Source organism: Microbacterium limosum, assembly GCF_036324365.1.
GTDB classification, from domain to species: Bacteria; Actinomycetota; Actinomycetes; order Actinomycetales; family Microbacteriaceae; genus Microbacterium; species Microbacterium limosum.
The window spans coordinates 1,833,737-1,859,553 of sequence record NZ_CP137080.1 but is presented as its reverse complement, the minus strand read 5'-3'; the positions used below and the strand labels follow the sequence as shown (position 1 = coordinate 1,859,553).

The following is a 25,817-nucleotide window of genomic DNA, read 5'->3' as shown; positions in this document are numbered from 1 at the left end:
ATCCGGGGGTGCCGCGCCCGATCGCTTGGAGGAGAGCGACAACGACAGGCGTGATGTGCTGTGCATCTGCTCAGGCGCCGTGACCTTCAGCGTGGTGAGGTGTCTGCGCCCGGAGGACCTTCCCCGGGGTGCGGTCCTCCTCCGGATGAAACGGCCTCGCGCCGGTAGGGTGGGCGGATGCCGCTGACCGCCGCAGATCTCCCGCGCACGGCCGCGCTCGTGCCCCGCCTCGAGTGCACACCGCGCACGGGGTCGACCAACGCGGACCTCGTGGCCGCGGCATCCGCCGACCCGGGGGAGTGGCCCCACCTGTCGATGCTCGTCACGGACGACCAGTCCGCCGGCCGGGGCAGGCTCGGTCGTGTCTGGACGGCGCCGCCCGGGACGGCCCTCGCGGCATCCATCGTGATCGACGCATCGGGCGTCCCGCCGAGCGCGCGCGGGTGGATCCCGCTCGCGGCGGGTGCGGCCCTGACCCGCGCCATCGCGCCGCAGCTGGCGGGCGTGCACACGGCTCGCCTGAAGTGGCCTAACGACGTTCTCGTCGACGGACGCAAGATCAGCGGCATCCTCGCCGAGGGGGTCGGCGGCATGCACCGCATCGTCGTGGGAGCCGGGATCAACACGCGCATGTCGGTCGAGGAGCTTCCCATCGAGACGGCGACGTCTTTCGCGGCGCTCGGGATCACGGCCGATGCCGATGCGCTGCTGGCCGATTACGTCGACGCCCTCCGCGAGCACATCGACGCGCTCGTGCGAGCCGCGGGCGACGCGGTCGTCGCCGGCATCCACGCCGAGATCGAGTCCCTCTGCGACACGGTCGGACGCGCCGTGCGCGTGATCCTCCCGGAAGCCCGCGAGGTGATCGGGGAGGCCGTGGGCATCGGCGCCGAGGGCGGCCTGCTCGTGCGGACCGACGTGGGCACGACCTCGCTCGTCGCGGGAGACGTCGTCCACGTGCGCTGAGCGATCCGATGCCGGCCCGGAACGCGCCATACCCCGTCATCCACGGTCACACGCCCCGCGTGGGATGAGCCGCTCCCCGCTACCCACGGGCAGAATGGGCGCATGACACAGCCCACGACGCTCGGCAACCGTCTGGCGACGCCGCCGCCGGGTGTCGCCGCGCCGGAGCGGCTGGTGGTCAAGGTGCACGGTTCGGCCCGCAGGCTCACGTGGTCGGCGCTCGTGCTCATCGCCGTGGCGGGAGCGACGGGATGGTTCTACGACAACCTGCCCGCTCCGCTGGAGGACTGGATGCTGCTGGCCGTCGCCGGCATCGTGGTGCTGCTGCTCGTCGTGCTGCCGTGGCTCGTCTGGCTCAGTCGCAGCTACGTGATCACGACGCGTCGCGTCATCGCCCGCTCGGGGCTGCTCGCTCGACGGACGCGGGAGTTCGCGCACGCGCGGGGCTACACGATCTCGGTGCGACGGGGTCCGATCCAGCGCCTGTTCGGCGCCGGGACGGTGGTTCTCAGCAACGGCATCGACCAGCCGCTGCGGCTCGTGGACGTGCCCGACGCCGCCCTGCTGCACGAGACCCTCGCCGACCAGGTGGAGGTCAGCCAGATCCTCGCCCACCGCGATGCGCAGCCGGGCGCCGATGCCGTCATCCCGCCGCGGCCTCCCGACCCGCTGCTCTGACGCCGCGGTGTCGCGCGGCCGCGGATGCCATGATGGAGGCGGCGAAGGGAGTCGGATGTCTGTGCGCATCGGTGTCGTCGGCGGTGGGCAGCTGGCCCGCATGATGATCGCACCCGCGGTCGAGCTCGGGCTCGACCTGCGGGTTCTCGCCGAGCAGCCCGGCATGTCCGCGGCGCTGGCGGCGACCGCGGTGGGCGACTACCGCGACATCGACACGGTGCGGGCGTTCGCGCGCGACGTGGATGTCATCACCTTCGACCACGAGCACGTGCCGCAGCCGGTGCTGCGCGCGCTGGTCGATGCGGGGGTCGCGGTGCATCCGGGCCCCGATGCCCTCCAGTTCGCCCAGGACAAGCTGCTGATGCGCGCCCGGCTCGCCGAGCTCGGGATGCCGCAGCCCGACTGGGCCGCGGTGACCGACGCGGCGGGGCTGCAGGCCTTCCTCGACGCGCACGACGGCCGGGCGGTCGTGAAGACCCCGCGCGGCGGCTACGACGGCAAGGGGGTGCGCGTCGTCCGCTCCGCCGAGGAGGCGGAGGACTGGATCCGCGCGCTCGCCGAAGCCGGGGCGGGCGACGCACTGCTCGTGGAGGAGTTGGTCGCGTTCCGGCGGGAGCTCGCGCAGCAGGTGGCGCGCACCCCTGCGGGGGATGTGGCCTCGTACGCCGTCGTGGAGACCGTGCAGCGCGACGGGGTCTGCGCGGAGGTGATCGCTCCGGCGCCCCATACGGCCGCTCGCCTGGAGGTCGTCGCGCGCGAGATCGGCCTGGCGATCGCCCACGGTCTCGGGGTGACGGGCATGCTCGCGGTGGAGCTCTTCGAGACGGAGGACGAGCGCCTGCTCGTCAACGAGCTCGCCATGCGCCCGCACAACAGCGGTCACTGGTCGCAGGACGGCGCGGTGACCGGACAGTTCGAGCAGCACCTGCGTGCCGTTCTGGGCCTGCCACTCGGAGATCCCTCGCCGCGACAGCCGTGGGCCGTGATGGTCAACATCCTCGGCGGGCCCACGGAGGGCACGATGGCCGACCGTCTCCCGGCAGCCCTGGCGGAGCACGCGGGCGCGAAGGTGCACACCTACGGCAAGGATCCGCGACCCGGACGCAAGGTCGGGCACGTCACCGCCGTCGGCTCCGACCTCGACGAGGTCTGCTACGACGCGCGAGCGGTGGCCGCGCAGTTCGACTGACCCCCATCGGGTTGACTCTCGGACGCGCGCCGCAACGGCGTTCTCGCAGCCGGAAGCCCTAGCCTGGACGGGTGACCCGGCCGCTGCATTCTTCCGAGGCGCCCGAGGTCGGCGTCGTCATGGGCTCCGACTCCGACTGGCGTGTGATGAGCGATGCATCGCAGGCGCTCACCGACTTCCTCATCCCCCACGAGGTCGAGGTCGTCTCGGCGCACCGCACCCCCGAGAAGCTCATGGCGTACGGGCGCGAGGCGCGCGCTCGCGGCCTCAAGGTCATCATCGCCGGGGCCGGCGGCGCCGCGCACCTGCCGGGCATGCTCGCGTCCTTGACCGCGCTGCCCGTCATCGGCGTCCCCGTGCCCCTCGCCACCCTCGACGGCATGGACTCGCTGCTGAGCATCGTCCAGATGCCGGCCGGCATCCCCGTAGCGACCGTGTCGATCGGCGGCGCGAAGAACGCCGGTCTGCTCGCCGCGCGCATCCTCGGGGTATCCGACGCCGCCGTCGCCGACCGTGTCGAGGCCTACGCCCGTCAGCTGGAGGAGCAGGTGGGGGAGAAGAACCGCCGCCTCAAGGAGAGCCTGTGAGCGTCGCCGCGGCCGCACGCCCCGCGGCCGCGCGGATCGTGCCGCCGGCCGTCAACGAGAAGCCCCTCCGGTACCCGCAGAGCGGCGATCGTGACGCGATGCGCCGCCGCGCCTGGTGGCTCGTCGCCTGCAACCTCTTCATCCCGGGGTCCGCGCAGGTGCTCGCCGGAAGCCGCCGGCTCGGCCGGTTCGGTCTCGGGGCGACCCTCGCGCTGTGGGCGCTCGCCGTCGTGGGCGCCGTCGTCTTCCTGCTGTGGCCGTTCGCCATCTACGTCGTCACGACCAACTGGTTCGCCCTGCTGGCCGTCCAGGCGATCCTCGTCTTCTACGCGATCCTCTGGATCGTGCTCACGTTCGACACCCTGCGCCTGGTGCGGCTGGTCAAGCTGCGTCCGGGGGCACGCGTGGCGATCCCCGCCGCAGCCCTCGCCGCGCTGCTGGTGGTCTCGGGCGGCGCGGTGTACGCCGCCACCGCCGTCGGCACCGCGCGTGGCACGATCGGCTCGATCTTCGGTTCCGGCGGCGCCGCCGTGCCGCCCTCCGACGGCTACTACAACATCCTGCTCCTCGGCGCCGACAGCGGCGAGGGCCGGGACTCGATGCGTCCCGACAGCATTTCCGTGGTCTCCATCAACGCCGAGTCGGGCGCCGCGACCATCACGGGCATACCCCGCGACATGGTCAGCGTGCCGTTCTCCGAGGGGCCCATGCAAGACCTGTTCCCCGACGGCTACGGCGGGCCCGAGTGCGGCACCGCCCACTGCGCGGTGAACGAGATCTTCACCGAGGTCGGCGTCCTGCGCGACGGCGCGACGCTCTATCCCGGCGCGGCGGCCGTCAGTTCCACGCCGGCGATCGAGGCGGTGAAGGATGCCGCGGCCGGAACGCTCGGCATCGAGATCCCCTATTACGTGTTCATCGACATGAACGGCTTCGCCTCGCTCATCGACGCCCTGGGCGGTGTGGAGATCACGGTCGACCAGCGCCTGCCGGAGGGCGGCGGCCCCTCATACCCCGGCCAGCCGGCGGACGACTGGGCGATCGGGTGGATCGAGCCCGGCACCCAGGTGATGGACGGCGACACCGCCCAGTGGTACGCGCGGTCGCGCTACACCACGAGCGACTGGGACCGCATGAAGCGGCAGCGTCAGCTGCAGGAGGCGATCCTGCGCCAGTTCACCCCGGCGAACGTGCTGCAGCGTTTCCAGGGGATCGCGGCGGCGGGAGAGGACATCGTCGAAACCGACATCCCCGAGACGATGCTGCCGTACTTCGTCGAGCTCGCGATGAAGACGAAGGATCTGCCGATGACGTCGATCGAGCTCACGCCGGAGGGCGGCGTCGATCCCGAGGAGCCTGACTTCGCATACATCCGCGAGCTCGTGCAGCAGGCGCTGCACCCGCCGTCGCCCTCGCCCAGCGAGTGAGCGGTCCACGGGCCGCAGCCCGTCCCCGTCGCCGAATACGCGAATGCCCGCCCGGGAGTGCTCCGGGCGGGCATTCGCTGCTGTGACCGGTGAGTCAGGCGCGGCGGCGGCGAAGGATGCTCGCGACGAGGGCGACGACGCCGAGGCCGAGCGCTCCGAGGCCCGCCCAGATTGCGACGGGTGAGACACCGCCGCCCGTGTTGGCCAGCGACGAGTCTCCGACGCTGACGTCGCTCGGAAGGGCGACGCCGAACGGGACGACGGTGATCACCGCGGTGTAGTCGCGGCTGCCGCTGAAGGAGACGTCGTAGGTTCCGTCGCCGTCGGCGGGCGCCGTGAACACGGCGACGAGGCTGCCGTCCGAGCTGGCGGCCTTCGAGGTCGTCAGCGTGGAGCGCGCCGCCGGTGCGATGGCGGCCAGCCCCGCCTCGGCCCCGCTCTCGCCGGCCACGTCGATGGCGACGATCTCTCCGGGCTCGAAGTAGTCCTCGGAGAAGGTGATGGTCGACGTCTCGAGCGGGCGGATCACCGTCGGGAAGACCGTGACGCTCACATCGTCGGGATAGTCGCCCAGATCGGGCTGTGCGTTCGCGGCGCTCGCTCCTCCGAGAAAGAGAGCGGATGCGGCCAGGACGGCAAGGACAGACTTCTTAAGCATGCGATCTCCCCCAGAAAATCACGGTAGTGTTCGCCGTCCCCACGACGGCGATGTTGCCCCAAGCAACGTTCTCACTATAGGGCCGACCCGGCGCCACCGCGAGGGGCACGATCATTCGCATCCCGTCGTGGTCAGCCGCACGTTCGGATCGCGGATCAGCGGCGTCGAGACGAGGCCCAGCTGCGCCTCGTCCGCGGCACCCGCGAAGTCGACGGAGACGGTCGTCGACTCGCCCGGCGACAGGGTCATCTCGTACTGGATGACGGGTCGGCCCTGGTCGATCGTGGCCTGTCCGGGCGCGGCGGCGCCGTCGAGCGTGGAGCGGCTCGCGGTCCAGCCCTGCGGGCCGTAGACCGCGATGCGGGTGCGCACCTGCCCCGGGTCGACCTTCGACGATCCGTTGCCCGTGACATAGTGCGGAAGCGACTCCGCCTGCTCGGGGTCGAGCGTGTTGGTCCAGACGACGTCGACGCTCGCGCGGCTCTCGTCGCCGCACGACGCGAGTGTCCCGGTGATGTCGGCGGCGGTGTAGTAGTTCATCTTGCCGCCCGTGCTGTCGTTGAAGAAGACTCCCGCGAAGACCTCCTCCGCACCGTCGATCGGCAGTGCGCCGGCCAGGGTCGTCTCGGCGAGACGCTCCTGCTCCGACGGATCGGCGCTCCACATCCGGATCCGGCCGTCGTCGCCGGCGGCGGCGAGCGCTTCGACGAGAGCGGCAGGGCTCGCGCGCCCGTCGGTGACGGCCTCGAACACCGCGCTCGACGCTCCGGCGAAGAAGGCGTCCAGCTGGATGGGGGAGGGCTCATCGGCGTACACCCGCGAGAGCAGGATGTCCACGGCGTCGTCCGGCGTGAGCTCGTACTCCCCCGCGGACACCGGGCCCGTGGCGCGGAGCAGGTCGGCGATCGTCACGGTGTCGACCGCGAGCACGCCGTCGACCCGGCTTCCCATCGTCTGGGCCCAGAACTCCGCGGCCAGCGCCGCGGCCTTCGGGAAGTCCGGTATCTGCAGCGCGTGCTGCACGTACTGGCCGGGCTGTTCGTCGAAGAGCGCGACGGTCGCGGCATCCAGCTCGGCGATCGGCTCGTCGAACTTGCGGAAATCGGCGGTGGACGCCTGGCCGGTGAGACTGATCGCGCCGTCCTCGGCGTGCAGGACCGCGAACGCGCCGGGGATGCCGCCGGAGGAGCGCACCTCGGCGTTGTTCTGCATGAGCAGGAGGTAGTCGCGCGGGCCGTCGGCGCCGAGCATGCTCGGCAGGAGCGAGGCGGCGCGTGCGAGGCCGTCGACGGTGGACGCCGCCGGTTCGAGGGTCTGTCGCACCTCGTCGACCGCGTCGGTGATGATCGGGAGCGTCCAACCGGTGTCGATGGCTCCTGCGCGCTCCGCGGCGGCGGAGAAGACCCCGACCGCCGACTCCAGCGCGGGTCGCGCCGCGTCGAGCGGAGCGAGATCGACGGTGTTGCCGGTCACCCCGAGCGAGTCCAGGTCCACGGCATCCGCCGCGTCGAGCAGCGGGGGGACTCCGTTTCGGGCGAGCTCGTCGGCGATCTCGCTGATGTCCCTCACCGCCCGCAGGTTCGCCCCGACCCACGGCAGGATCTCGGCCGCGCGCCACACGGGGTCGCCGGTTGCGCGGGCCGCGTCCGAGGCGTGGGCGGAGATGGACCGCGCACGGGCATCCAGGTCGTCATGCTCGCCCGCGAGGACGCTCTGCTGGAGCAGGGCGGCCTCATCGGCGGTCGCGGCCAGCGCATCCCGCGCCGCGAGGGCGCGGAAGGCCAGCCACGCCGCCGCGGCGAGGAGCAGGACCACGACCACCGCGAGCGTGATCCAGAGCGCACGACGAGACCTTCGCGTGCTCCGGGCGTCGGTCGTCGCCGTCGATCGTCGGTGCGTCATCATCGCCGCGCGCGACCCGTCAGGAGCCGGTCGCACGACGCCGCGACGCCACGATGACGGCGCCGGAGCCGATCGCGACGAGACCCGCCCCGCCGGCGATGAGCCACGACTCGACACCTCCGCCGGTGCTTGCCAGGGCGACGCCGGGGTCGACCTCGCACAGAACCGGGTCGGTCACCGACACCGTCGCGGTGTAGCTGCCCGACGCCCCCGCGAAGGTGAGCTGGTAAACACCGACGCCGTCGCTCGGCGGCGAGAAGGCGGCGACGAGGCTGCCGTCCTCGGCCGCGTTCACGGCGGGATCGAAGGATGCCGCGCCGGCGCGGGCGCCCTGGGCCGTGACGGAGATCCGCTCTCCGGACCCCCAGTAGCGGGCGCCGAAGACCACGGTCGCCGTCTCGCACGGCTCGATGATCGGCGATTCGATCGTGACGCCGGACGGTTGGGCGTATTCGCCGGTCTCGGCGTGCGCGGCGGTCGGCGCGAAGGCCAGGATACCGGCGGCGATGCACACGGCAGTTGCTCTCTTGAGCATGGTTTTCTCCCCCCAAAGAGATTCATGCGAAGCCGCGGCTGGCGGCGACCCCCCGGTCGCAATGCTCCGCGTGAACGGTCCGCGCCCTCCCCAGGCGTACGGACCGACTTCCCCAGTTTTGTCAACTACCCCAGCTGACTCGTGAAGTCTAGGGCACGATCCGGCGTTCGTGACATGCCCCGCGCGTGAAGCTGTGAGGCGGCTGAGCCCTGCGGCGCCCGCGCCGTGCCGCCCTCGGTCGCAGAGGTGCGGCCGACTAGCCTGGAATCATGACCGCGACTCTGCGCGTCGTGCTCGATCACGCCGTACCTCCCTCCGATCCGGATGCCGCGAGCCTCGCTCTCGCGCGGGAGCTCGCCGTGGCCGCGCCACGCGGCTGCGAGGTCGAGGCGATCGTGTCGGCCGACGGCGCGGAGGCCGCGGCATCCGTGCCGGGGATCGCCCGCGTGCACCGCCTTCCGCTCAAGCGCGCGCAGTTCGTGGCGGCGTGCGCGCTGGGGATGATCCCCGGCATCGGTGGGGGGATGATCCACTCGTCCTCCCTGCTCGCGCCCCTCGTGCGCCACGATCGGGTGCACGATAACGACCAGACCGTCGTGACCCTGTGGGACCTCGACGCGCTGACCGCCCCGCAGCGGCTGTCGAAGCAGGCGCTCGCGTGGCAGAAGACGATGATCAAGCGCGCGCAGCGCCACGCCGACGCCGTCGTGGTTCCCACGCACGCGATGGCGGACGTGCTGGGGGAGCGGACGAAGCTGGGCGACCGCGTGCGCGTGATCGCCGGCGCGTCGACGGGGGCGGTGGCGGCCGAGCGGGCGCACGAGGTAGGGGACGGTCGCGCGATCCTCCTGGACGCCGAGCGGGCGTCGGCCGAGGAGCTCTCGCGCATGTTCGCCGCGCTCTCTGAAGTGGTCGACGCGGAGGTCGTCGCGCTCGTGCGCGGCGACGATGCGGCCGTTCGCGAGCTCGCCTCCGCGGCCGGCCTTCCGGAGCACCGGTTCCGGGAGATCGCCCCGGCGGACGAGGGCCCGCGGGCCGAGGCGCTCGCCGCGGCATCCGTCTTCGTCGACCCCGCGGCGGGCTACGCGTATCCGTGGCGGATGCTCGACGCTCTCCGGGCCGGTGTTCCCATCGTCGCGGCGCGGTCACCGCAGAACATCGAGGTGCTCGCCGACGCGGGCGTCGTCGTCGACGCCGACGACTCCGCAGCGGTGGTCGACGCGATCGCGTCGGTGAGGGAGGACGAGGCCTCGGCGCGGCGCTCGCGGGTGCTGTCGGGGGACCGAGCGCGGGCGTTCTCGTGGCGGGATTCCGCCGATCGGGTGTGGCAGCTCCACGCCGAACTGTGAGTGCGCCCTAGGCTCTCTCTTATGCCCCCGAAGGTGTCGGTCGTCGTCAGAACCAAGGATCGACCGTATTTTCTCCGCCGTGCGCTCGCGGATATCGCGCGGCAACGACTCGACGATCTCGAGATCATCGTCGTCAACGACGGCGACCGTTCCATGGTCGATGTCGCTCTCTCGGACTCGGGAGTCAGTGCGGCGGTGATCGAGCCACCCGGCCGGGGCGGGCGGTGCGCCGCCGCGAACGCTGGGATACGGGCGGCTGCCGGCGAGTACGTCGTTCTCCACGACGACGACGATCTCTGGCATCCGGACTTTCTGGCCAAGACGTCGGCCGTGCTCGACGCGTCTCCCGAGGACGCGGGAGTGATGGTCGCGACGGAGATCGTGTACGAGCGGCAGGACGGCGATGGCTGGACGGAGACCGGCCGCGCTCCCTTCTGGGAGGGAATGACGGGAGTCACCTTCACGAGCCTCCTCGAGGTCAACAGGGCGGTGCCGATCTCCTTCCTGTACCGCCGAAGCCTGCACGACGATGTCGGCTTCTACGACGAGACGCTCGACGCCGTGGAGGACTGGGAGTTCTACCTCAGGGTGGCGGCCCGATACCCGATCGCGTTCCTCGGCGGAACTCCGCTGGCCTACTGGACCCAGCGACCTGACGCGAAGGGGGCGGCCGGCAACAGCATGTTCGAGCTCGCCTCCCAACACGATCGCGACGACCTGGAGGTTCGGGATCGCGAACTGCGGCGCTGGGTGGAGGCGAACGGTCCCGGCCTGCCGCTGTATATCGCCCGACTCCACCGGGATGCGGAGCGCCGTCTGATGGCGCGATTCGGCGACCTGGGGGCCGAAATCGTGAGGGGCGTGCACGAATCGCATCCGATCTGGCGAAGGATCCGCCGCCTCGCGCGACGCCATCGCTGACGCCGTCGAAATAACATGCGGCAAATCGGGTGCACTTCAGTAACAATGGACCCATGCGCCGACCTGCCCTTCCCCGTCCGCGCGGGTCCGTCGACGGGCTGAGGATCGTTCTCGCAGCCGTCGTCGCATTCGTCCTCACCGCCGGCGGGATCGTGCCCGCCGCCGTCGCGGCGCCCTCCGGCGCGGATGCGCTCGCGGCGGCGAGCGCCGACACTCAGATCAAGCCGGCGACGCTCGCGGGCTTCAACCCCGAGAACCTCATCGATGACGCGCTCTTCTACGACGGCGCGGCGATGACGGCGGCAGAGATCCAGCGGTTCCTCGACGACAGGAACCGGTGCACCAACACCCGGTGCATCAACACGGGAACGGCGAGCATCTCCTCGCGAGCGGCGGTCGTCTCGCATCGCACGGGCAACGTCGTGTGCAACGCCATCGAGGGCGGCACGATGCGGATCTCTGAATTGATCTACCGGGTGCAGGTGGCGTGCGGGATCTCCGCCAAGGTGATCATCGTGACGCTGGAGAAGGAGCAGAGCCTCGTGACGGGCCGCACTCCGACGGAGCGCAATCTCAACTTCGCGATGGGCGCGAACTGCCCCGACACCGCACCGTGCGATCCCGCCTATTCCGGGATCGGGCCGCAGATCCTCGCCGGGACCACATCGCTCAAGAACTACTCGGCAGGTCGATTCGCGCGTCAGCCGGGAGTGCACTTCATCGGCTACCATCCGTCGACGTCGTGCGGAGGCACGAACCTCAACGTGTCCAACTATGCTACGGCTGCGCTCTACAACTACACGCCGTACCAGCCGAACGCTGCGGCTCTCGCGGCCGGATACGGCATCGGCGACTCCTGCTCGAGTTACGGCAACCGGAACTTCGTGAACTTCTACACGGACTGGTTCGGCGCCTCGAGCCGCGCGGGCTGGCCTTTCGGCAACGTCGAAGTCGTCGAGCCCATCGCCGGCGGCTTCCGCGTAGTGGGCTGGGCCGCGGACCCCGACACGAAGGCATCGATTCAGGTGCACGTCTATGTCGGCAGCGCGGGGATCCCCTTCATCGCATCTCTCGACAGACCGGATGTGGCTGCAGCGTTTCCCAATGTGGGGGCGGCTCACGGGTTCGATGTGAGAGTGCCGGCGAATCCCGGCGAACAGGTCAACGTGTGCGTGTACGGCATCAACGTCGGTGTGGGGCAGAACACCTTGTTGTCGTGCTCGATGAGTACCCCGGTCACCGGCCCTCCGCTGGGGTCGCTGGATGCCGTCGTGCCCGTGGAAGGCGGCGTGAGAGTTTCGGGCTGGTCCTTGGATCCGGACACGACGAACCCGGGCATCGTTCATCTTTATGTGGACGACTTGGGCTACAGCATGGTCGCAACCTCGCCCAGACGTGACCTGGCGACGCTCTTCCCGCGACACGGGGGCAACCGGGGCTTCGACATCGTGCTCGGCGCGACTCCCGGGCCGCACCGGGTGTGCGCATATGGCATCGATTCCGCTGGCGGAGTGAACACCAACCTGGGTTGCCGAGACGTCACGGTCCAGCCGCTGCCGGAGAAGGGGCGCGCGCCGTTCGGCGCGGTCGATGCGATCTCCGCCAAGGACGGAAAGCTGACTGTTTCCGGATGGGCTATCGATCCTGATACCGCCGACTCCATCAGTGTGCACGTATACGTGAACGGCGTGGGAACCGCGCTTCGCGCGGACCAGCGCCGACCGGACGTGGGACGCGTGTACGCGAGTTACGGGCAACCCCACGGCTACACGCTCGTCAGCGACATCCCGGACGGGCAGCACTCGGTCTGTGTCTATGCCATCGACTCGGTTGGTGGATTGAACACCGTCTTGGGCTGCAAGACCATCGTGTACGAACGCCCGAGATCCGCCGCGCCGTTCGGCAACGTGGAGATGGTTGCTCTGCGGCCCGAGGGAATCCGCGTCTCTGGCTGGGTCATGGATCGAGACGCAGCGAAGACGACCCCGGTGCACGTATACGTCGACGACGCCGGTCAGGCGACCGACACCACTATCTGGCGGGCCGATGTCAATGCGGCGTTCGGGGGGCCGAGCCTGCCCCGAGGCTTCGACATCACGCTCCCCGCTGGGAGCTCCGGCACGAAGCGTGTCTGCGTGTACGGAATCAACGACGCGTGGGGCCCCAACGCCTTGATCTCGTGCACGAGCGTCGTCGTACCTTGATGGGCAGACGGGACAGCTCACGGCGCCGCGGTAGCCTTGGCGAGTGCCAAGATTGATCAATCGCTCGCGCCTCTTGAAGCTCTTGGTCCCGCCGGCGCTCTTGTTCGGCGTTATTCTCGCGTGGGCCCTATCGTCCCCGGTAGGGTCCAGTCCGGACGACGATTTCCATCTCGCTTCCATCTGGTGCGCGCAGGGCGAGCGGGAGGGCCTGTGCGAGGGCACGAACAGCGATGCCTCGCGAGAGGTGCCGTCGGCCATCTCGAGCGCGCGTTGTTACACCTACCTCGTGGACCAGAGCGGTGCATGCGTCGACCTCGGTGAAGGTCTTCAGCGTACGGAGCGGGTGGATGCGACCGGGGTCTATCCACCGGTCTTCTACGCGTTTTTCTCAGCTTTCTCCACTCCCGACGTGGCGACATCGGTGCTCGTGATGCGCGCGATCAATGGGTTGATCGCCGTCGCCTTAGTGACAACCACCTTCTGGTTGCTGCCACAACGGCTCAGGACGGCCTTCGCGGTTTCCCTCGCCGCCTCTTTGGTGCCCCTCGGGTTGTTTCTGCTCGGTTCAACCAATCCGTCTTCATGGGCGCTTCTGTCTGCCGCAACGTTGTGGGCGACCCTGACCGCGTCGTACGGATCCTCGCCGCGTCGGCGTTGGGCCCTCCTGGGGGTCAGCCTGGTCGCAGCGACGATGGGTGCTGGTGCGCGTGCGGATGCTGCGGCATTCGCTGTCTTTGCGGTCATGCTCGCGGCGATCCTTGGGTGGCGACGAGGCGTCCGCTGGCTCGCCCCTGCGGCGACGAGTCTCGTCATCGTGGTCATCTCACTGCTCTTCTACCTGGGAGCGGATCAGAGTGCATCCGTGGTGAATGGTCTTCAGAACGAGGATCCACCGCTGACGGCCGCGCAGCACGTGAGCAACCTGCTCGAGTTGCCGTCGCTCTGGGTCGGTGCCATCGGGGGCTGGGGGCTCGGGTGGTTGGACACACCCATGCCCTCTGTCGTCTGGGTCTCGACAACCGTCGTCATGGGCGCTGCTGTCTTCCTCGCCATCAGGGGGCTAAGGCTGCGCCGCGGACTTGCGACCGCATTCGCAGGCGCTGCCCTCGTGGTCGTTCCCTTCGTGCTGCTCGCTCAAACCAACGCCGTTGTCGGTCTGCAGGTGCAACCGCGGTATATTCTGCCCCTGCTGATCATCCTTCTCGGCGTCAGCGCCGCTACGGCGCGATCTTCCGAGTGGTGGGCCGGGGGGCGAGCATATCTCGCGGCGGCACTACTCACTGTCGCCACCGCAGTTTCCTTGCACATCAACATTCGCCGTTACACGACCGGTCTAGACGACGCGGCGGTCGACCCGGGAGCGGACGCCGAGTGGTGGTGGTCGGGCGTCGCCTCGCCCCTCGCCGTGTGGATCGTCGGTTCGGTGTGCGCGGGCGCCTTGCTCATGTTCTTGGCGTGGCAGGTGGGCCGCGTCGGCGAAACCACTTCGGGAGCCGTCACCGTCCCAGAAGAGCAAGCCCAAGGGGTTGACCGATGACCGCCGTTCCGCGGACGCTCGTCATCGTGCCCGCGTGGAACGAAGCGCAGAACGTCGGCAATACGGTGCGCGAGATCCTCGGGCACTCACCGGGGTATGACGTTCTTGTGGTCGACGACGGCTCGACGGATGACACGGCTGCCATCGCACGGGCCGCTGGCGCCCGCGTGCTGATCCTGCCGTTCAACATGGGTGTTGGCGGAGCGATGCGCACGGGTTTCACCTTCGCGCAGCGTCACGGATATTCTCAGGCGATCCAGGTCGATGCAGACGGCCAACACAACCCGCAGGACATCGATGCCGTGCTGGCGGGGCTCGAGGTCGCGGACATCTCCATCGGCGCGCGGTTCGCAGAGGTGGGCGAGTACGTCGCCACGGGTCCGCGGAGGTGGGCCATGAAGCTTCTCGCGTCTGTCCTATCCCGCATCGCCAAGACACGTCTGACGGATGTGACGAGCGGTTTTCGTGCGGCCAATGCCCGAGCGATCGCTCAGTACGTCCACTATTACCCGGCCGAATACCTGGGAGACACCGTCGACTCTCTTGTGAGCGCGTTGCACTCCGGACTCACGGTGACGCAGGTTCCGGTCGCCATGAGACCGCGGGCCTTCGGAAGACCGAGCCAGAATCCCTTCGGTGCGGCGCTCTATCTTCTGCGGTCGACCTTCGCCCTAGGCCTGGCGCTCATGCGTGGCCGTCGCCGAGCGGAGGATTCGCCCGCATGATCGTCGCCGCAGGTATCAGTTTCGCCATCCTCGTCCTGGCGTTCATCGTCGTGCTGCTGCTTCGACGCCAGCTCCGCGAGAAGTACGCCACACTCTGGTTGGTCATCGGGATCTCGTTGCTCGTGATCTCGCTCTTCCCCGGCCTGCTCGTGGGAATGACACGCCTCCTCGGCGTGCAGGTTCCCGCAAACCTCCTCTTCGCGATGGCGATCGTCCTTCTCGTGGGCGTCGCGCTCCACCTCTCCTGGGAGCTCTCACGGGCCGAGGACGAGATCCGGCGGTTGGCGGAGGAGACCGCCATTCTCCGCGCGGATCTCGATGCCGTGATCTCCCAGCTCCCGGCGGCATCCGATCGTCCGACGGATCAGGGCGATCAGGACGCCGAGGACGGGCGGAAGATCCAGTAGCGGTAGGCGAAGTAGTTCCACACCGTCGTCGATGCCACCGCGATCATCTTGGCGAACTCCCACGGCAGGCCCCACGCGGCGCCGGCGGTCACGATGAGCGTCGTCGCGACAGTGTTCGCCGCGACCAGCAAGCCGTATCGAACCGCACTGGACACCAGGCGACCGCCCGACTCGAAGGCGAACGCACGCTGCATCAGGAAGGTGATCGCGAAGCTCAGGAGGAACGCGACAGGGGTACTCACGGCCAACGGGATCCCCACGAGCTCGTAGAGCACGAAGAGGAGACCGATGTCGATGAGGAACGCGCCCACTCCGACGACGAGATAGCGGACGGGACCGAGCGACCAGAGGCCGAGCACGCGGCCGAGGCCGCGACGTCGTGCGGACGCAGACCCGTCATCGGGCGGAAGAGGAACGCTCACCGGCTGCGCAGGTAGGCGTGCAGGCTCTCGAGCGCGTCGGCGGGGACGAAACCCGTGGCCTCGATCTTGCTCGTGTCCAGCGTGCTGTTCGAGGGGCGGGGGGCCACAGGTGCCGTCGCCGAAGCGAAGTAGTCGGCGGTGCTGACGCCCGTGATGCGATCGGGGGAGTGGCCGGTCGCTGCGAAGACCTCGCGGGCGATGTCAGCCCAGCTCCGCACCGGTCCTGCGCCTGTCAGGTTGTACGTGCCGAACGGCGCACCCACCTCGAGCAGGTGCCGGATGCCGCGGGCGATCTCGGTGGTGAATGTCAGTCGTCCGAGCTGGTCGTCGACGACGCGCGGGTCGACGCCCTTCTCCGCGAGCGACCGCATCGTCGAGACGAAGTTGCGGCCCGACCCGATCACCCACGAGGTGCGGACGATGTAGTGGCGTTCCGCGAGGCGGCAGGCGATGTCTCCGGCCGCCTTGCTCTGACCATAGACGCCGAGCGGGCTGAGCTGATCGTCCTCTCGGTAGGGTCGCGTCGACGAGCCGTCGAAGACGTAGTCGCTGGATACATGGACGAGCGTGATCGCGTGAGCCTGCGCGATGCGTGCCAGCTCAGCCACCGCCGAGGCGTTTGTCGCCCATGCCTGGGCGCGGCCGTCGGCGCTCTCCGCCGCGTCGACGGCCGTGTAGGCCGCGGCATTGACGATGGTGGAGTAGTCGTTCCATCGGCGAGCCGACCACAACGACGCCGCATCCAGTGGCAGCTCCTCCCGCTCTGCGAACTCGACCGTGTCGTCGCCCCGGTACGCCTCCCGCAGCGCTTGGCCCAGCTGCCCGCCCGCCCCGACGACGAGCATCCGCTTCGGCTGCACACTCAGGGCCGCATCGAGCGCTGGGTGATCGCGGTCCTTCTCGGAGAGGATCGCATCCGACAGCGGGATCGGCCACTCGATGGCGGCGGCGGGGTCGTCGACGTTTACGAACGCGTACGACGCGTCGGGAGACCAGTGGTCGTTCACGAGATAGCTGTACGCCGTGTTCGGCTCGAGCGTCTGGAAGCCGTTGGCGACACCGCGCGGTACGAAGACGGCGACCGACGGATCGATCTCGACCGTGAAGCTCGTGCCGAAATTCGGGCCCTCGCGGAGATCAACCCATGCGCCGAAGACACGACCGGTCGCGACGGATACCCACTTGTCCCACGGCTCGGCGTGCAGTCCTCGCGTCGTTCCCACGCTTTCGTTGAAGGACACGTTGTTCTGGACGGGAGCGAAATCCGGCAGCCCGGCGGCGACCATCTTCTCGCGCTGCCAGTTCTCCTTGAACCAGCCGCGGTTGTCGCCGTGGACCGGAATGTCCCAGACCGTGAGGCCGGGGATGGGGGTTTCCGTGCGCTGCAGCGGTTTCCCGTATTCGGCCACGTTCACTGACCCTTCGCCGTGTAAAAGGCCTCGGTGGCGTCCTTCGCGCCCGCCCACCACGGCTCGTTGTCGCGATACCAGTCGATCGTCGCGGCGAGCCCCTCTTCGAAGTCGCGATACTGGGGCTGCCACCCCAGCTCACCGCGCAGCTTGCTCGAGTCGATGGCATACCGCAGATCGTGCCCGGCCCGGTCGGTCACGTGGTCGTACGCGTCCGTCGGCTCGCCCATGAGACCGAGGATCAGCTCGACCACGTCCTTGTTGTTCTTCTCTCCGTCCGCACCGATCAGGTAGGTGTCGCCGATCGTGCCCTTCTCGAGGATGGTCAACACCGCGGAGGAGTGATCGTCGGCGTGGATCCAGTCGCGAACGTTCTCGCCCTTTCCGTAGAGCTTGGGGCGGATGCCGCGGATGACGTTCGTGATCTGACGCGGGATGAACTTCTCGACGTGCTGGTAAGGACCGTAATTGTTCGAGCAGTTCGAGATGGTGGCCCGTACACCGAACGAGCGCACCCACGCGCGGACGAGGAGATCACTCCCCGCCTTCGTCGACGAGTAAGGGGACGAGGGGTTGTACGGCGTCGTCTCGGTGAATCGGGACGGATCGTCGAGTTCCAGATCGCCGTACACCTCGTCCGTTGAGATGTGGTGGAAGCGAGTGCCATGACGGCGCGCAGCCTCGAGAAGGGTGTACGTGCCGATGATGTTGGTATCAAGGAAAGGACGAGGGTCGTCCAGAGAGTTGTCGTTGTGGGACTCGGCCGCGTAGTGGACAACGGCATCCACCGATGCCATCAGTTCGCCGACGACCGCCGGGTCGGCGATGTCGCCCTGCACGAAGCGAACGCGCGACTGCGGAAGACCGGCGAGAGACTCGCGGTTGCCGGCGTAAGTCAGCTTGTCGAGGACCGTGACGTGGTGGTCGGTGTGGGATACCACGTGGTGCACGAAATTCGATCCGATGAATCCGGCACCGCCGGTCACGAGAAGCTTTGACATTGCTCCAGATTATCGGCCGTCGCCCGATCTCCCCTGCGAGCGTTTTGCCGGGGGCTGCGTATGGTCGAAACTTGTCGTCATGCGTGGCATCATCCTCGCCGGCGGCACGGGCTCCCGGCTTCACCCCATCACCCAGGGCATCTCCAAGCAGTTGGTGCCCGTTTATGACAAGCCCATGATCTACTACCCGCTCTCCACGCTGATACTGGCGGGAATTCAAGACATCCTGGTGATCACGACACCGCAGGATGCGGAGCAGTTCCAGCGGCTCCTGGGTGATGGATCGCGGTTCGGGGTATCCATCAGCTATGTGTCGCAGCCGTCTCCGGACGGGCTCGCGCAGGCGTTCATCCTGGGCGAGTCGCACATCGGCAACGACTCCGTCGCGCTCGTGCTGGGGGACAACATCTTCTACGGGCAGGGGATGGGCACCCGACTCCGCCAATACAGCACGCTCGAGGGTGGTGTCGTCTTCGGGTACTGGGTCGATGACCCCATGGCGTACGGGGTCGTCGAGTTCGCCGACGACGGTCGCGTCGTCTCCCTCGAGGAGAAGCCCGCGCAGCCCAAGAGCAACTACGCGGTGCCGGGGCTCTACTTCTACGACAACGATGTCGTGGAAATCGCGAAGAACCTCCGACCGTCGCCGCGCGGCGAGCTCGAGATCACCGATGTGAACAAGGCGTACCTCGACCGCGGCACCCTCAAGGTCGAGATCCTTCCGCGGGGTACGGCATGGCTCGACACGGGCACATTCGACTCGCTGGCGGAAGCCACCGACTTCATCCGCACCGTCGAGAAGCGTCAGGGACTGTCGATCGGGTGTCCCGAAGAGGTCGCCTGGCGCCTCGGCTTCCTGACGGACGACGAACTTCGGGCCCGCGCGGCTGAACTAAGCAAGAGCGGCTATGGTGCCTACCTCCTGAAGGCGCTTCAGCAGGGCACGCGGTGACCGCGGGGTAGAGTTGAACGTCCGGTGAGGGCCGGACGAGGTCGTGATCGGAGTTCGCAGGGAATGACAACGAGCCCCGTGAGTCGCCCCCACGAGCGCATCGTTCTGTACTCGGTCGAAGGGGTTCTGTCGCGGCTACCCCGATACGTCGTCACCGCTCTGCAGGCGTTGTCGTCGTCGGCGAGAGTGTGGGTCTTCGTTGCGGATGAGACTCCCGGCGAGGTTCGAGAGGCGTTGGCCTCGTTGGCTGACTCCGTCGTGCAGCGGCCGTCGACGGAGTCGGCGGCCGATTATGGTGCGATGGTCGCACGAATCACGGATCTGTCGGGCTATGACGAAGTCGTGCTCACCGGCGATTCCTGGTTCGGCCCGGCGGGCGACCTCGGGGCGACGATCGATCGTATGACCGCGCGAGGGCACGACAGTTGGCAGATGGTGCGCATGGGATCCACGCCGCCGGAGGAGTTCGCGGACGAGGGCTTCCCCCGCCCCGACGCGCCGTGGCTCTGGACGAGTGTCCGTACGGATGTGGTGCGGTCGCCGCTGTGGGAGCGCTTTTGGGCAGCAGACGGCGTCCCCCCGACCGAGCGCGAGCGGGAGCTTTACGAACGTCTGTCCGAGTCGGGGCGGTCCGTGGGGATCGCGTTCGACATCGGGGACCGCATTCATGCCGATCCGAGTGTCTTCGTGCCGGACGCGCTCCTCGAGGCGGGCTGTCCGCTGCTGTCCCGGTTGCCGTTTCGCCTCTATCCGCCCTACCTCGATCGGTTCGCCGTCGTCGGCCGGGAGATCGTCGCCGCGGCCGAGGCCGCCGGTTATCCGAGCGACTTCATCTGGGACGGGCTCGTCGGCAGCGTCCCGCCAAAGGCGTTGAACACCGTCGGTGGGATGCTCGAGGTGCTCCCGGATTCAGCCGGGCAGAAGCAGTCGGAATCGGCGCTGCGGATCGTGGTCCTGGCTCATGTCTCAGACCTCCCCGGCGCGGAGGATCTGTTCGGGAAGGTGGACAATCTGCCCCCCGGCTACGACCTGGTGGTCACCACGGGGAACGGGCTCGATGCGGCGCGCCTCCAGCGGCTGATCGAAGCCAGGGAAAGCCCTCGGTTGCGCAGGCTCGAGGTGCGGGTGACGGCGAACAGCCCGGGCCGGGACATGAGCGACCTGTTCGTGGGCTGCCGCGACATCGTGCTCGGAGGAGAGTACGACCTGCTCCTGAAGGTCCACGCCCGTGCCGCTCCCCACAAGACCATGAACGCGCTGAGGTACTTCCGCCGGTATCAGCTGGAGAATCTGCTCGAGACGGAGGGTTATGTGCGCAACGCGATCGACCTGTTCCGAGACGAGCCCCAGCTCGGTGCCGTGTTCCCCCCGATGATGCATATCGGCTACGGGACGATGGGCAAGGGGTGGGCGGGCCTGCGCGATCAGGCGGCGACCCTTGCAGCGAAGCTGGGCATCACCGTCCCGCTCGACCGAGTCTCTCCTCTTGCGCCGTACGGAGGCATGTGGATCGCGCGACCGGATGCGCTGCGCCGATTGGCCTCGCATACGTGGTCGCATCGAGATTACGACCGCCGTGGAATGGGAGAGCGACTCGGGCGTCTGCAGGAGCGGCTGTTGCCCCTCGCCGCTGCCCAGGACGGCTACCACATGCGGACGATCCTGACGTCGGAGCATGCTTCGATCTCATACTCGGCCCTGGAGTACAAGGCGGACCAGCTGCTCTCGACCACGCGTGGCTGGCCCGTCGAGCAGATTCAGCTCCTCCACCGGGCCGGGTGGACGGGGTACGGGGGAGTGGTCGCGCTGACGCGCATGTACCTACGCCTGAATCATCCTCGTATTGCGCGCCGAACGGCGCCGCTCTACCGAGTCGGGCTGCGCATCTTCCCGCTCGTCGCGACGGCCCGGCGGGGCGTCCGCGCGAGCGTGGTCCGTGCAAGACGAGTGAGGACCGAGAGCCGTGAAGACCGCTGAACTGGTCACTTCCCACCAGCGCCCGAGCCGGCCGTACCCGGCAGGGGGGCGCCGCGCCCTCGTGTATGTCGTGTACGACACCCGAGGCGACGTGGAGGCATACATCCCCTACGCGCTCGAAAAGCTTCGCGAACATTGCGACCACATCATCGTCGTCGTCAATGGGAACCTGACCGACCGGGGTCGTCGCACGCTCGAAACGGTCTCGGACATCCTCAGCGAACGGGAGAACGTCGGCTACGACATCTGGGGGTACAAGCACGGGCTCGATCTTCTCGGACCGAGGATCGCGGATTTCGACGAGGTCGTCCTCGCGAACGACACGTGGTTCGGCCCGGTGCGACCGTTCGGCCCCCTCTTCGAGCGGATGGACAAGAGACCGCTGCATTTCTGGGGGATGACGGACCACCTACGCGTGGAGCCCAACCCGTTCACCGACTCGGACTACCTTGCCTACCACCTGCAGTCCTATTGGATGGCCGTCCGCAAGGACATGTTCCTCTCTCCCGAATGGGAGCAGTACTGGCGTGAGCTTCCTCCGCTGACCACGTACGCCGACGCCGTGGCCAAGCATGAGGCGGTCTTCACGGAGCGGTTCGTCGAGCTCGGCTTCTCGGGCGAAGTGGCCTTCCCTACGCTCACCGACAAGATCGAGAACCACGCCGTCCTCTATGCCGAACAGCTTCTGGATGCCGGATGCCCGACACTGAAGCGCCGGCCGTTCTTCCAATGGCCGCCGTTCATGGACCGCCTCGCCGTCGTAGGCAAGTGGACCCTGCAGGCGGCCGAGCGATACGGCTACCCCATGGAGTTGATCTACCAGGACCTCGCTCGGAACGTCGAGCCGCGGACGCTCAATGCCGACGCGGCTCTCTTCGATGTGCTCAGCGATGCCGATTCCACGTACGATCCAGAACGAGCCCTGCGTGTGGTGGTCCTCGCCCACGTCTTCTACGTCGACATGACCGAAGAGATCCTCGAGCGCGTCGGGTTCCTGCCGGGAAGCTACGACCTGGTCATCACGACGCCCGATGAGGAGCGCGCCACTGCGATCAGGCGAATCTTGAACGAGCGCTCGCTGCCAGGCGCCGCCGAGGTCCGAGTCGTGGAGTCGAACAACGGCAGGGATCAGGCGGCCTTCTACATCGGCTGTCGCGACATCCTGACGAGCGGCGACTATGACGTCGTTCTGAAGGTCCACAGCAAGAAGACCCCTCAGGACGGGTTCGCCGTCGGGCGGCACTTCAAGCGCCAGCAGTTCGAGAACCTGCTGCACAGCGCGAACTATGTCGCCAACGCGCTCGCACTGTTCCAGAGGGAGCCGGGACTCGGCCTGGCCTTCCCCCCGATGGTGCACCTCGGACATCCGACTCTGGGTCACGCGTGGTGGCAGAACCGGCCCGGCGTCGAGGAACTCGCCGCCGGGCTGGGGATCGCCGTGCCGCTCGACGAGGTGAGCCCGCTGGCTCCCTACGGATCGATGTTCTTCGCACGCCCCGAAGCGCTTGCATTGCTCGTCGACGCGGGGTGGACGTACGAGAAGTTCGGAGGAGCCGAGGCATACGTCGACGGTGGACTGGCCCATGTGCTGGAACGGCTCCCGGTCTACGCTGCGGGCGAACGGGGCTTCCATTCCCGCACGATCGCCTGTGCGGACTACGTCGCCGCGAGCTACACGGCCCTGGATTACAACGTCGACCAGATGTCGGCGACCATGCCCGAATCGACGATGCATCAGATCGAGTTCCTCAAGCGCGCGGGCGACTTCGAGTACGGAACGACCCGCGATTTCATCGGTATCTACGCGCGTCTCCACCGGCCGGACGAGGAAGTTCGCCTGTTGTCGATATACGACCGTACGGAACGCGTGCGCAGCGCATTCTGGCGACTTCGCCACCCACGGACCTGGTTCCATCGGCGCTGAGGGCGCCTTCAGCGTTCGAGAACCCGGGAGAGCATCTCGGACGCCCGCGCGTCGAAGCTGTGGTCTCGACGGATGCTCTCGCTGATCGCGGCCAAGCGCTCCGCATTCGGGAAGACCGTGGAGAGATCCTCCCGCAGGATGCTCAGGAGCTCCGGTATCCGCTGATAGGTCACGACCGCACCCCCGAAGAGGTCTGTGATTCCGGCGACCTCGTCGCTCACCGCTCGTCCGCCCGCCGCAACGACATCGAAGAGACGGTTCGATACGAATCCGGCACGCTTCATCGCCGGCCAGTGATCGTTCAACACGACTCCGGCCGACTCGTATACGCGGGGCAGCAGATCGTTCGGGATGCTGCGAGACCGGACGTTGGCGGCGGGGATGTACCCGGTCCAGTCGGGCCCATAGACCGAGACGGGAATCCCGGCACGGATCGGCTCGACGACGGAGGGGCGGATGATTCCCCGCGCCGTTCCGACGAAGACGATCTCCGAGGTGCGCGCGATTCCCGACGGTGCGAACCGCCGCGGGTCCGTGCACTGGAGCAGCGGTTCGATCCGCCGACCGAAGCTGCGCGTCGCCGACTCCGCCCACGAATGCGATGCCGCGAAGACATGGTCGAAGGCCGCGACCTCCTGGTGGGTCACCTCGTCCGGGTGGCTGATGATCCACAGTATGGAGTGAGGTGCGCGGGGTGCGTCGAAGGGCTCCGGGCCGCGCAGGGCGAGTTCGACGTCGTCCAGGTACGCACTGCGCCGCGCCCGAGCGGCGTACGAGTCCACGACGACCTCCTGCCCCAGTCGTCTGAGCGCCGCGGCGATTCCTCTCGCGAAGTGAGTGTCTCCCCAGTACTCGGCGTTTCGCCCCGCCGGTGCGGCGGTCTTGATGGCCCAGCGCAAGCGCGGTACGACCGTCCCATCCGCCAAGGTGTGCTCAGACGAGGTTCGGATGAGCGCGGGGCCCGCTTGTCCTCGTCGGCCGAGGACGAAGGCGGGAGCGAGCAGCGAGCGAACATCCGGCCCCGTCGGGTGGCGGCCGGGTGGGGCTTCGGCGGGTGGCTGCCCGGGGGCGAACACCCGGACGCGTGTCAGCGTCGTGGGCGCTGACCCGACATGACCCGTGCGCGGCGCCCCGTAGGTGGTGCCGACGATCTGAGCGACCTCGGTCGACTCCGGTAGGACGGACGCATCCTCCGAAGGGTGTCCGGCGAGCAGGTGGACCCGCTCGCCGCCGTCGAAGACAACGCCCGCCGAGACGATGGTCCCATCGGGAGCAAGCCACAGGGGTGCGCATTCCCTGGTGTGGGCGGCGTCCGCGAGCGCGCCGAGATCAGCTGCCGTCACCTCCGCGCCCGCCCCGCGCACGACGACCGGGGCGTAGGTTCGAGCCTCGTCGACCACATCTGGATCCCATCGAACCACCTCGACACCGGGAAGCCAGAGCGCCAGCAGCGTCGTGTCCAGCCAGGCCGAGAAGGAGGTGCCGCGGTGCGCGAAGATGACCCGGGCGCTTGTGTCGGCCACGAGAGTGACGACCTGATCGAGCATGTAAGCGAGGTCGTCTTCGCGGTCCCCGACCTCGAACACGAGGGTGAACGGTGCGTCCCCGGCCGACTGCAACTGCACGAACCGGCGGCGGTCGGCCGCCGCGCGCGCCGCGAGGAGTATGTCGCTCCAGGGGATGTCCCTCCGGAGACCGTCCGTGCCGAGCGCCATCCGCCCGCCCGAACGCCCCTCGCGCCATGCCTCTTCCAGCGGCCGGGCAGGAGATGATCCCGGGTCCTCCTCCCGCACGCCGCGGTCGGGCGACCAGCTCACGCTGAGCCGGATTCGCGTGGCGTCGTTCACCAGGTACGCATAGAGTGCGGGAACGCGCCCGACGTCTGAGAACTGGCCCGCTACGAGCTCCTCGGACAGAAGGGGGTTGATGACCATGCCGCGGCGGAATCCGCCGCGTACGTAGGCTCGAACGGCGGCTCTTCGTGAGCGGTAGCCTCCCTGCATCCGCGCGACGTCGAGGTCGACGAGGTGCGAGCGTCGGATGGTCCGGGCCCACCAGAACCGGTCGAGTGCTTCGACGAGAGGACGTGTGAGTGCGTGATTGCGCGCTCTTCTCAGCGTCGATCGTGCCGCGACGACGGCATCTCGGAGCGTGTCGCGTCCCGTCACCGGGTCACCGCCGTCCGAGGACCGCCGACGACTCGCCCTGACAAGCCCTCGAGCCGGCCCGCGAACGCCGTGAACCCGTCTCCGAGCGCGTACTCGTCGCGTCGCAGCATGCCGATGACCAGTCCCGCCACGAGAAACCGAACCCGATGCCAGACGGGGAATGGGTGGATGCTGAACACCCGGCCGACGCCGCGGCCGTAGGCGCGCAGCTTTCGACGGCGTTCGGTGCCGGTGAGTCCGCGGGTCTCCTCGATTCCGCCGACATATGCACGCTCGGCGGGAATCCACACGAACGACCGTTCGAGACCCGGATCCGATCGCAGCATGCGCATGAGGAGGTCGGTCACTTCTCCCGCCTGCCACGGCGTCACGGCGCCGGTACCGAGCTGCTCATCGAACCCTCCGGCGTTCGCGAACACCGACAGGCGCACGATCAGGCCCATCTCGATCACCCGCCAGACGGATCGCGAGTCCAGGGGTGCCGAGGGCGACGGGAGGGAGAAGCGATCGCCGCCGGCAGTGCGTACCGTCACGGCGCCCGCCCCCGCGGTTCCCATCGCCTGCCGGATCGTCTCGACGGCGCCGTCCGGAAAGTGCGACGTGTCGTTCGGGAACATCAAGAGGCGGTCGCGGTCGGCATCAGCCATCGCGACGCCCACGTTCCGCCCTCGGGACGCACCCCGGGCGGACTCCCCGAGGATGATGTCACGGGGAAAGAGGTTGCGGCGGGATTCGACGAGCGCCTCGACATCGGGCAGGTGTGCCTGGGCAACGATGATCAACTGATCGTCGGGGCCCATCTGCGGTGCCAGGGAGAGCATCAGACGCTCGAGTGAGTCCACTCGGCCGAGGGTCGTGACGACGAATGAGATGGGCAAG

22 protein-coding genes are annotated in these 25,817 nt (G+C 68.4%); 14 read left to right on the top strand and 8 right to left on the bottom strand.

Annotated elements, in window-relative coordinates; genetic code table 11:
• Positions 1-177: 177 nt before the first annotated feature.
• From RYJ27_RS08955 to RYJ27_RS08935, 5 genes are all read left to right on the top strand, one after another.
• Complete coding sequence (locus RYJ27_RS08955) at positions 178-966, top strand: biotin--[acetyl-CoA-carboxylase] ligase (RefSeq protein WP_330169977.1); 789 nt, start codon at positions 178-180, stop codon at positions 964-966.
• A gap of 102 nt (positions 967-1,068) precedes the next feature.
• Positions 1,069-1,644, top strand: coding sequence for a PH domain-containing protein (locus RYJ27_RS08950; protein ID WP_330169976.1), 576 nt, complete (start codon positions 1,069-1,071; stop codon positions 1,642-1,644).
• 55 nt (positions 1,645-1,699) lie between these two features.
• Positions 1,700-2,833 (top strand): 5-(carboxyamino)imidazole ribonucleotide synthase, encoded by a 1,134-nt coding sequence (locus tag RYJ27_RS08945; protein WP_330169975.1) that lies wholly within the window; start codon positions 1,700-1,702, stop codon positions 2,831-2,833.
• Positions 2,834-2,904: 71 nt separating this feature from the next.
• A complete protein-coding gene (gene purE, locus RYJ27_RS08940; RefSeq protein WP_330169974.1) occupies positions 2,905-3,420 on the top strand; it encodes a 5-(carboxyamino)imidazole ribonucleotide mutase in 516 nt (171 codons plus the stop codon).
• Positions 3,417-4,847 (top strand): LCP family protein, encoded by a 1,431-nt coding sequence (locus RYJ27_RS08935; protein WP_422732826.1) that lies wholly within the window; start codon positions 3,417-3,419, stop codon positions 4,845-4,847. The genes purE and RYJ27_RS08935 overlap by 4 nt, the downstream gene beginning before the upstream one ends.
• Positions 4,848-4,941: 94 nt before the next feature.
• On the opposite strand, the gene RYJ27_RS08930 is transcribed toward RYJ27_RS08935, so the two are convergent.
• The 3 genes from RYJ27_RS08930 to RYJ27_RS08920 form a co-directional block, all read right to left on the bottom strand.
• Positions 4,942-5,505, bottom strand: a complete 564-nt coding sequence (locus RYJ27_RS08930) for a hypothetical protein (RefSeq protein ID WP_330169973.1) — start codon at positions 5,503-5,505, stop codon at positions 4,942-4,944.
• 111 nt (positions 5,506-5,616) lie between these two features.
• Positions 5,617-7,410 carry a DUF4012 domain-containing protein gene (locus RYJ27_RS08925; RefSeq protein ID WP_330169972.1) on the bottom strand — a complete coding sequence of 598 codons (1,794 nt, stop codon included), beginning with the start codon at positions 7,408-7,410 and terminating at the stop codon, positions 5,617-5,619.
• Between the two features lie 16 nt (positions 7,411-7,426).
• Positions 7,427-7,942 (bottom strand): hypothetical protein, encoded by a 516-nt coding sequence (locus RYJ27_RS08920; RefSeq protein ID WP_330169971.1) that lies wholly within the window; start codon positions 7,940-7,942, stop codon positions 7,427-7,429.
• 269 nt (positions 7,943-8,211) lie between these two features.
• Between RYJ27_RS08920 and RYJ27_RS08915 the strand changes: the two genes are divergently transcribed.
• Genes RYJ27_RS08915 through RYJ27_RS08890 form a run of 6 tightly spaced genes read left to right on the top strand, consistent with a single transcriptional unit; the run spans position 8,212 to position 15,085 of the window.
• Positions 8,212-9,291, top strand: a complete 1,080-nt coding sequence (locus RYJ27_RS08915; protein ID WP_330169970.1) for a glycosyltransferase — start codon at positions 8,212-8,214, stop codon at positions 9,289-9,291.
• Positions 9,292-9,312: 21 nt separating this feature from the next.
• Positions 9,313-10,212 carry a glycosyltransferase family 2 protein gene (locus RYJ27_RS08910; RefSeq protein WP_330169969.1) on the top strand — a complete coding sequence of 300 codons (900 nt, stop codon included), beginning with the start codon at positions 9,313-9,315 and terminating at the stop codon, positions 10,210-10,212.
• Between the two features lie 53 nt (positions 10,213-10,265).
• Entirely contained in the window at positions 10,266-12,416 is a 2,151-nt protein-coding gene (locus tag RYJ27_RS08905) for a hypothetical protein (protein ID WP_330169968.1), read from the top strand.
• 43 nt (positions 12,417-12,459) lie between these two features.
• Complete coding sequence (locus tag RYJ27_RS08900) at positions 12,460-13,953, top strand: DUF2142 domain-containing protein (RefSeq protein WP_330169967.1); 1,494 nt, start codon at positions 12,460-12,462, stop codon at positions 13,951-13,953.
• Positions 13,950-14,678: a glycosyltransferase family 2 protein gene (locus RYJ27_RS08895; RefSeq protein ID WP_330169966.1), complete on the top strand. Its 729-nt coding sequence runs from the start codon at positions 13,950-13,952 to the stop codon at positions 14,676-14,678. The genes RYJ27_RS08900 and RYJ27_RS08895 overlap by 4 nt, the downstream gene beginning before the upstream one ends.
• Complete coding sequence (locus tag RYJ27_RS08890) at positions 14,675-15,085, top strand: DUF2304 domain-containing protein (RefSeq protein ID WP_330169965.1); 411 nt, start codon at positions 14,675-14,677, stop codon at positions 15,083-15,085. Before RYJ27_RS08895 ends, RYJ27_RS08890 begins: the two co-directional genes overlap by 4 nt.
• On the opposite strand, the gene RYJ27_RS08885 is transcribed toward RYJ27_RS08890, so the two are convergent.
• Genes RYJ27_RS08885 through rfbB form a run of 3 tightly spaced genes read right to left on the bottom strand, consistent with a single transcriptional unit; the run spans position 15,052 to position 17,917 of the window.
• Positions 15,052-15,507 carry a GtrA family protein gene (locus RYJ27_RS08885; RefSeq protein WP_330169964.1) on the bottom strand — a complete coding sequence of 152 codons (456 nt, stop codon included), beginning with the start codon at positions 15,505-15,507 and terminating at the stop codon, positions 15,052-15,054. The genes RYJ27_RS08890 and RYJ27_RS08885 overlap by 34 nt on opposite strands.
• A complete protein-coding gene (locus tag RYJ27_RS08880) occupies positions 15,504-16,922 on the bottom strand; it encodes a bifunctional dTDP-4-dehydrorhamnose 3,5-epimerase family protein/NAD(P)-dependent oxidoreductase (RefSeq protein WP_330169963.1) in 1,419 nt (472 codons plus the stop codon). The genes RYJ27_RS08885 and RYJ27_RS08880 overlap by 4 nt, the downstream gene beginning before the upstream one ends.
• Positions 16,919-17,917, bottom strand: coding sequence for a dTDP-glucose 4,6-dehydratase (rfbB, locus tag RYJ27_RS08875; RefSeq protein ID WP_330169962.1), 999 nt, complete (start codon positions 17,915-17,917; stop codon positions 16,919-16,921). Before rfbB ends, RYJ27_RS08880 begins: the two co-directional genes overlap by 4 nt.
• A 79-nt stretch (positions 17,918-17,996) precedes the next feature.
• On the opposite strand from rfbB, the gene rfbA reads away from it, so the two are divergent.
• The 3 genes from rfbA (at position 17,997) to RYJ27_RS08860 (ending at position 22,770) form a co-directional block, all read left to right on the top strand.
• A complete protein-coding gene (rfbA, locus tag RYJ27_RS08870; RefSeq protein ID WP_330169961.1) occupies positions 17,997-18,869 on the top strand; it encodes a glucose-1-phosphate thymidylyltransferase RfbA in 873 nt (290 codons plus the stop codon).
• 78 nt (positions 18,870-18,947) lie between these two features.
• The gene (locus RYJ27_RS08865; RefSeq protein WP_330169960.1) at positions 18,948-20,846 is read left to right on the top strand and encodes a rhamnan synthesis F family protein; all 1,899 of its coding nucleotides are present in this window, start codon (positions 18,948-18,950) and stop codon (positions 20,844-20,846) included.
• Positions 20,833-22,770, top strand: coding sequence for a rhamnan synthesis F family protein (locus RYJ27_RS08860; protein ID WP_330169959.1), 1,938 nt, complete (start codon positions 20,833-20,835; stop codon positions 22,768-22,770). The genes RYJ27_RS08865 and RYJ27_RS08860 overlap by 14 nt, the downstream gene beginning before the upstream one ends.
• A gap of 8 nt (positions 22,771-22,778) precedes the next feature.
• Here the strand turns inward: RYJ27_RS08860 and RYJ27_RS08855 are convergent, their stop codons facing one another.
• Both RYJ27_RS08855 and RYJ27_RS08850 read right to left on the bottom strand, forming a co-directional pair.
• The gene (locus RYJ27_RS08855) at positions 22,779-24,938 is read right to left on the bottom strand and encodes a glycosyltransferase family protein (protein ID WP_330169958.1); all 2,160 of its coding nucleotides are present in this window, start codon (positions 24,936-24,938) and stop codon (positions 22,779-22,781) included.
• Positions 24,935-25,816, bottom strand: a complete 882-nt coding sequence (locus RYJ27_RS08850; protein WP_330169957.1) for a glycosyltransferase family 2 protein — start codon at positions 25,814-25,816, stop codon at positions 24,935-24,937. The genes RYJ27_RS08855 and RYJ27_RS08850 overlap by 4 nt, the downstream gene beginning before the upstream one ends.
• Between the last annotated feature and the right edge of the window lies 1 nt (position 25,817).

What these genes read in the sequence shown, in the direction of transcription:
- rfbB (WP_330169962.1), bottom strand. Translation starts at nt 17,917, where the DNA reads ATGTCAAAGCTTCTCGTGACCGGCGGTGCCGGATTCATCGGATCGAAT.
- RYJ27_RS08925 (WP_330169972.1), bottom strand. Translation starts at nt 7,410, where the DNA reads ATGATGACGCACCGACGATCGACGGCGACGACCGACGCCCGGAGCACG.
- RYJ27_RS08910 (WP_330169969.1), top strand. Translation starts at nt 9,313, where the DNA reads ATGCCCCCGAAGGTGTCGGTCGTCGTCAGAACCAAGGATCGACCGTAT.
- RYJ27_RS08920 (WP_330169971.1), bottom strand. Translation starts at nt 7,942, where the DNA reads ATGCTCAAGAGAGCAACTGCCGTGTGCATCGCCGCCGGTATCCTGGCC.
- RYJ27_RS08915 (WP_330169970.1), top strand. Translation starts at nt 8,212, where the DNA reads ATGACCGCGACTCTGCGCGTCGTGCTCGATCACGCCGTACCTCCCTCC.
- RYJ27_RS08955 (WP_330169977.1), top strand. Translation starts at nt 178, where the DNA reads ATGCCGCTGACCGCCGCAGATCTCCCGCGCACGGCCGCGCTCGTGCCC.
- RYJ27_RS08945 (WP_330169975.1), top strand. Translation starts at nt 1,700, where the DNA reads ATGTCTGTGCGCATCGGTGTCGTCGGCGGTGGGCAGCTGGCCCGCATG.
- RYJ27_RS08930 (WP_330169973.1), bottom strand. Translation starts at nt 5,505, where the DNA reads ATGCTTAAGAAGTCTGTCCTTGCCGTCCTGGCCGCATCCGCTCTCTTT.
- RYJ27_RS08895 (WP_330169966.1), top strand. Translation starts at nt 13,950, where the DNA reads ATGACCGCCGTTCCGCGGACGCTCGTCATCGTGCCCGCGTGGAACGAA.
- RYJ27_RS08905 (WP_330169968.1), top strand. Translation starts at nt 10,266, where the DNA reads ATGCGCCGACCTGCCCTTCCCCGTCCGCGCGGGTCCGTCGACGGGCTG.
- rfbA (WP_330169961.1), top strand. Translation starts at nt 17,997, where the DNA reads ATGCGTGGCATCATCCTCGCCGGCGGCACGGGCTCCCGGCTTCACCCC.
- RYJ27_RS08890 (WP_330169965.1), top strand. Translation starts at nt 14,675, where the DNA reads ATGATCGTCGCCGCAGGTATCAGTTTCGCCATCCTCGTCCTGGCGTTC.
- RYJ27_RS08950 (WP_330169976.1), top strand. Translation starts at nt 1,069, where the DNA reads ATGACACAGCCCACGACGCTCGGCAACCGTCTGGCGACGCCGCCGCCG.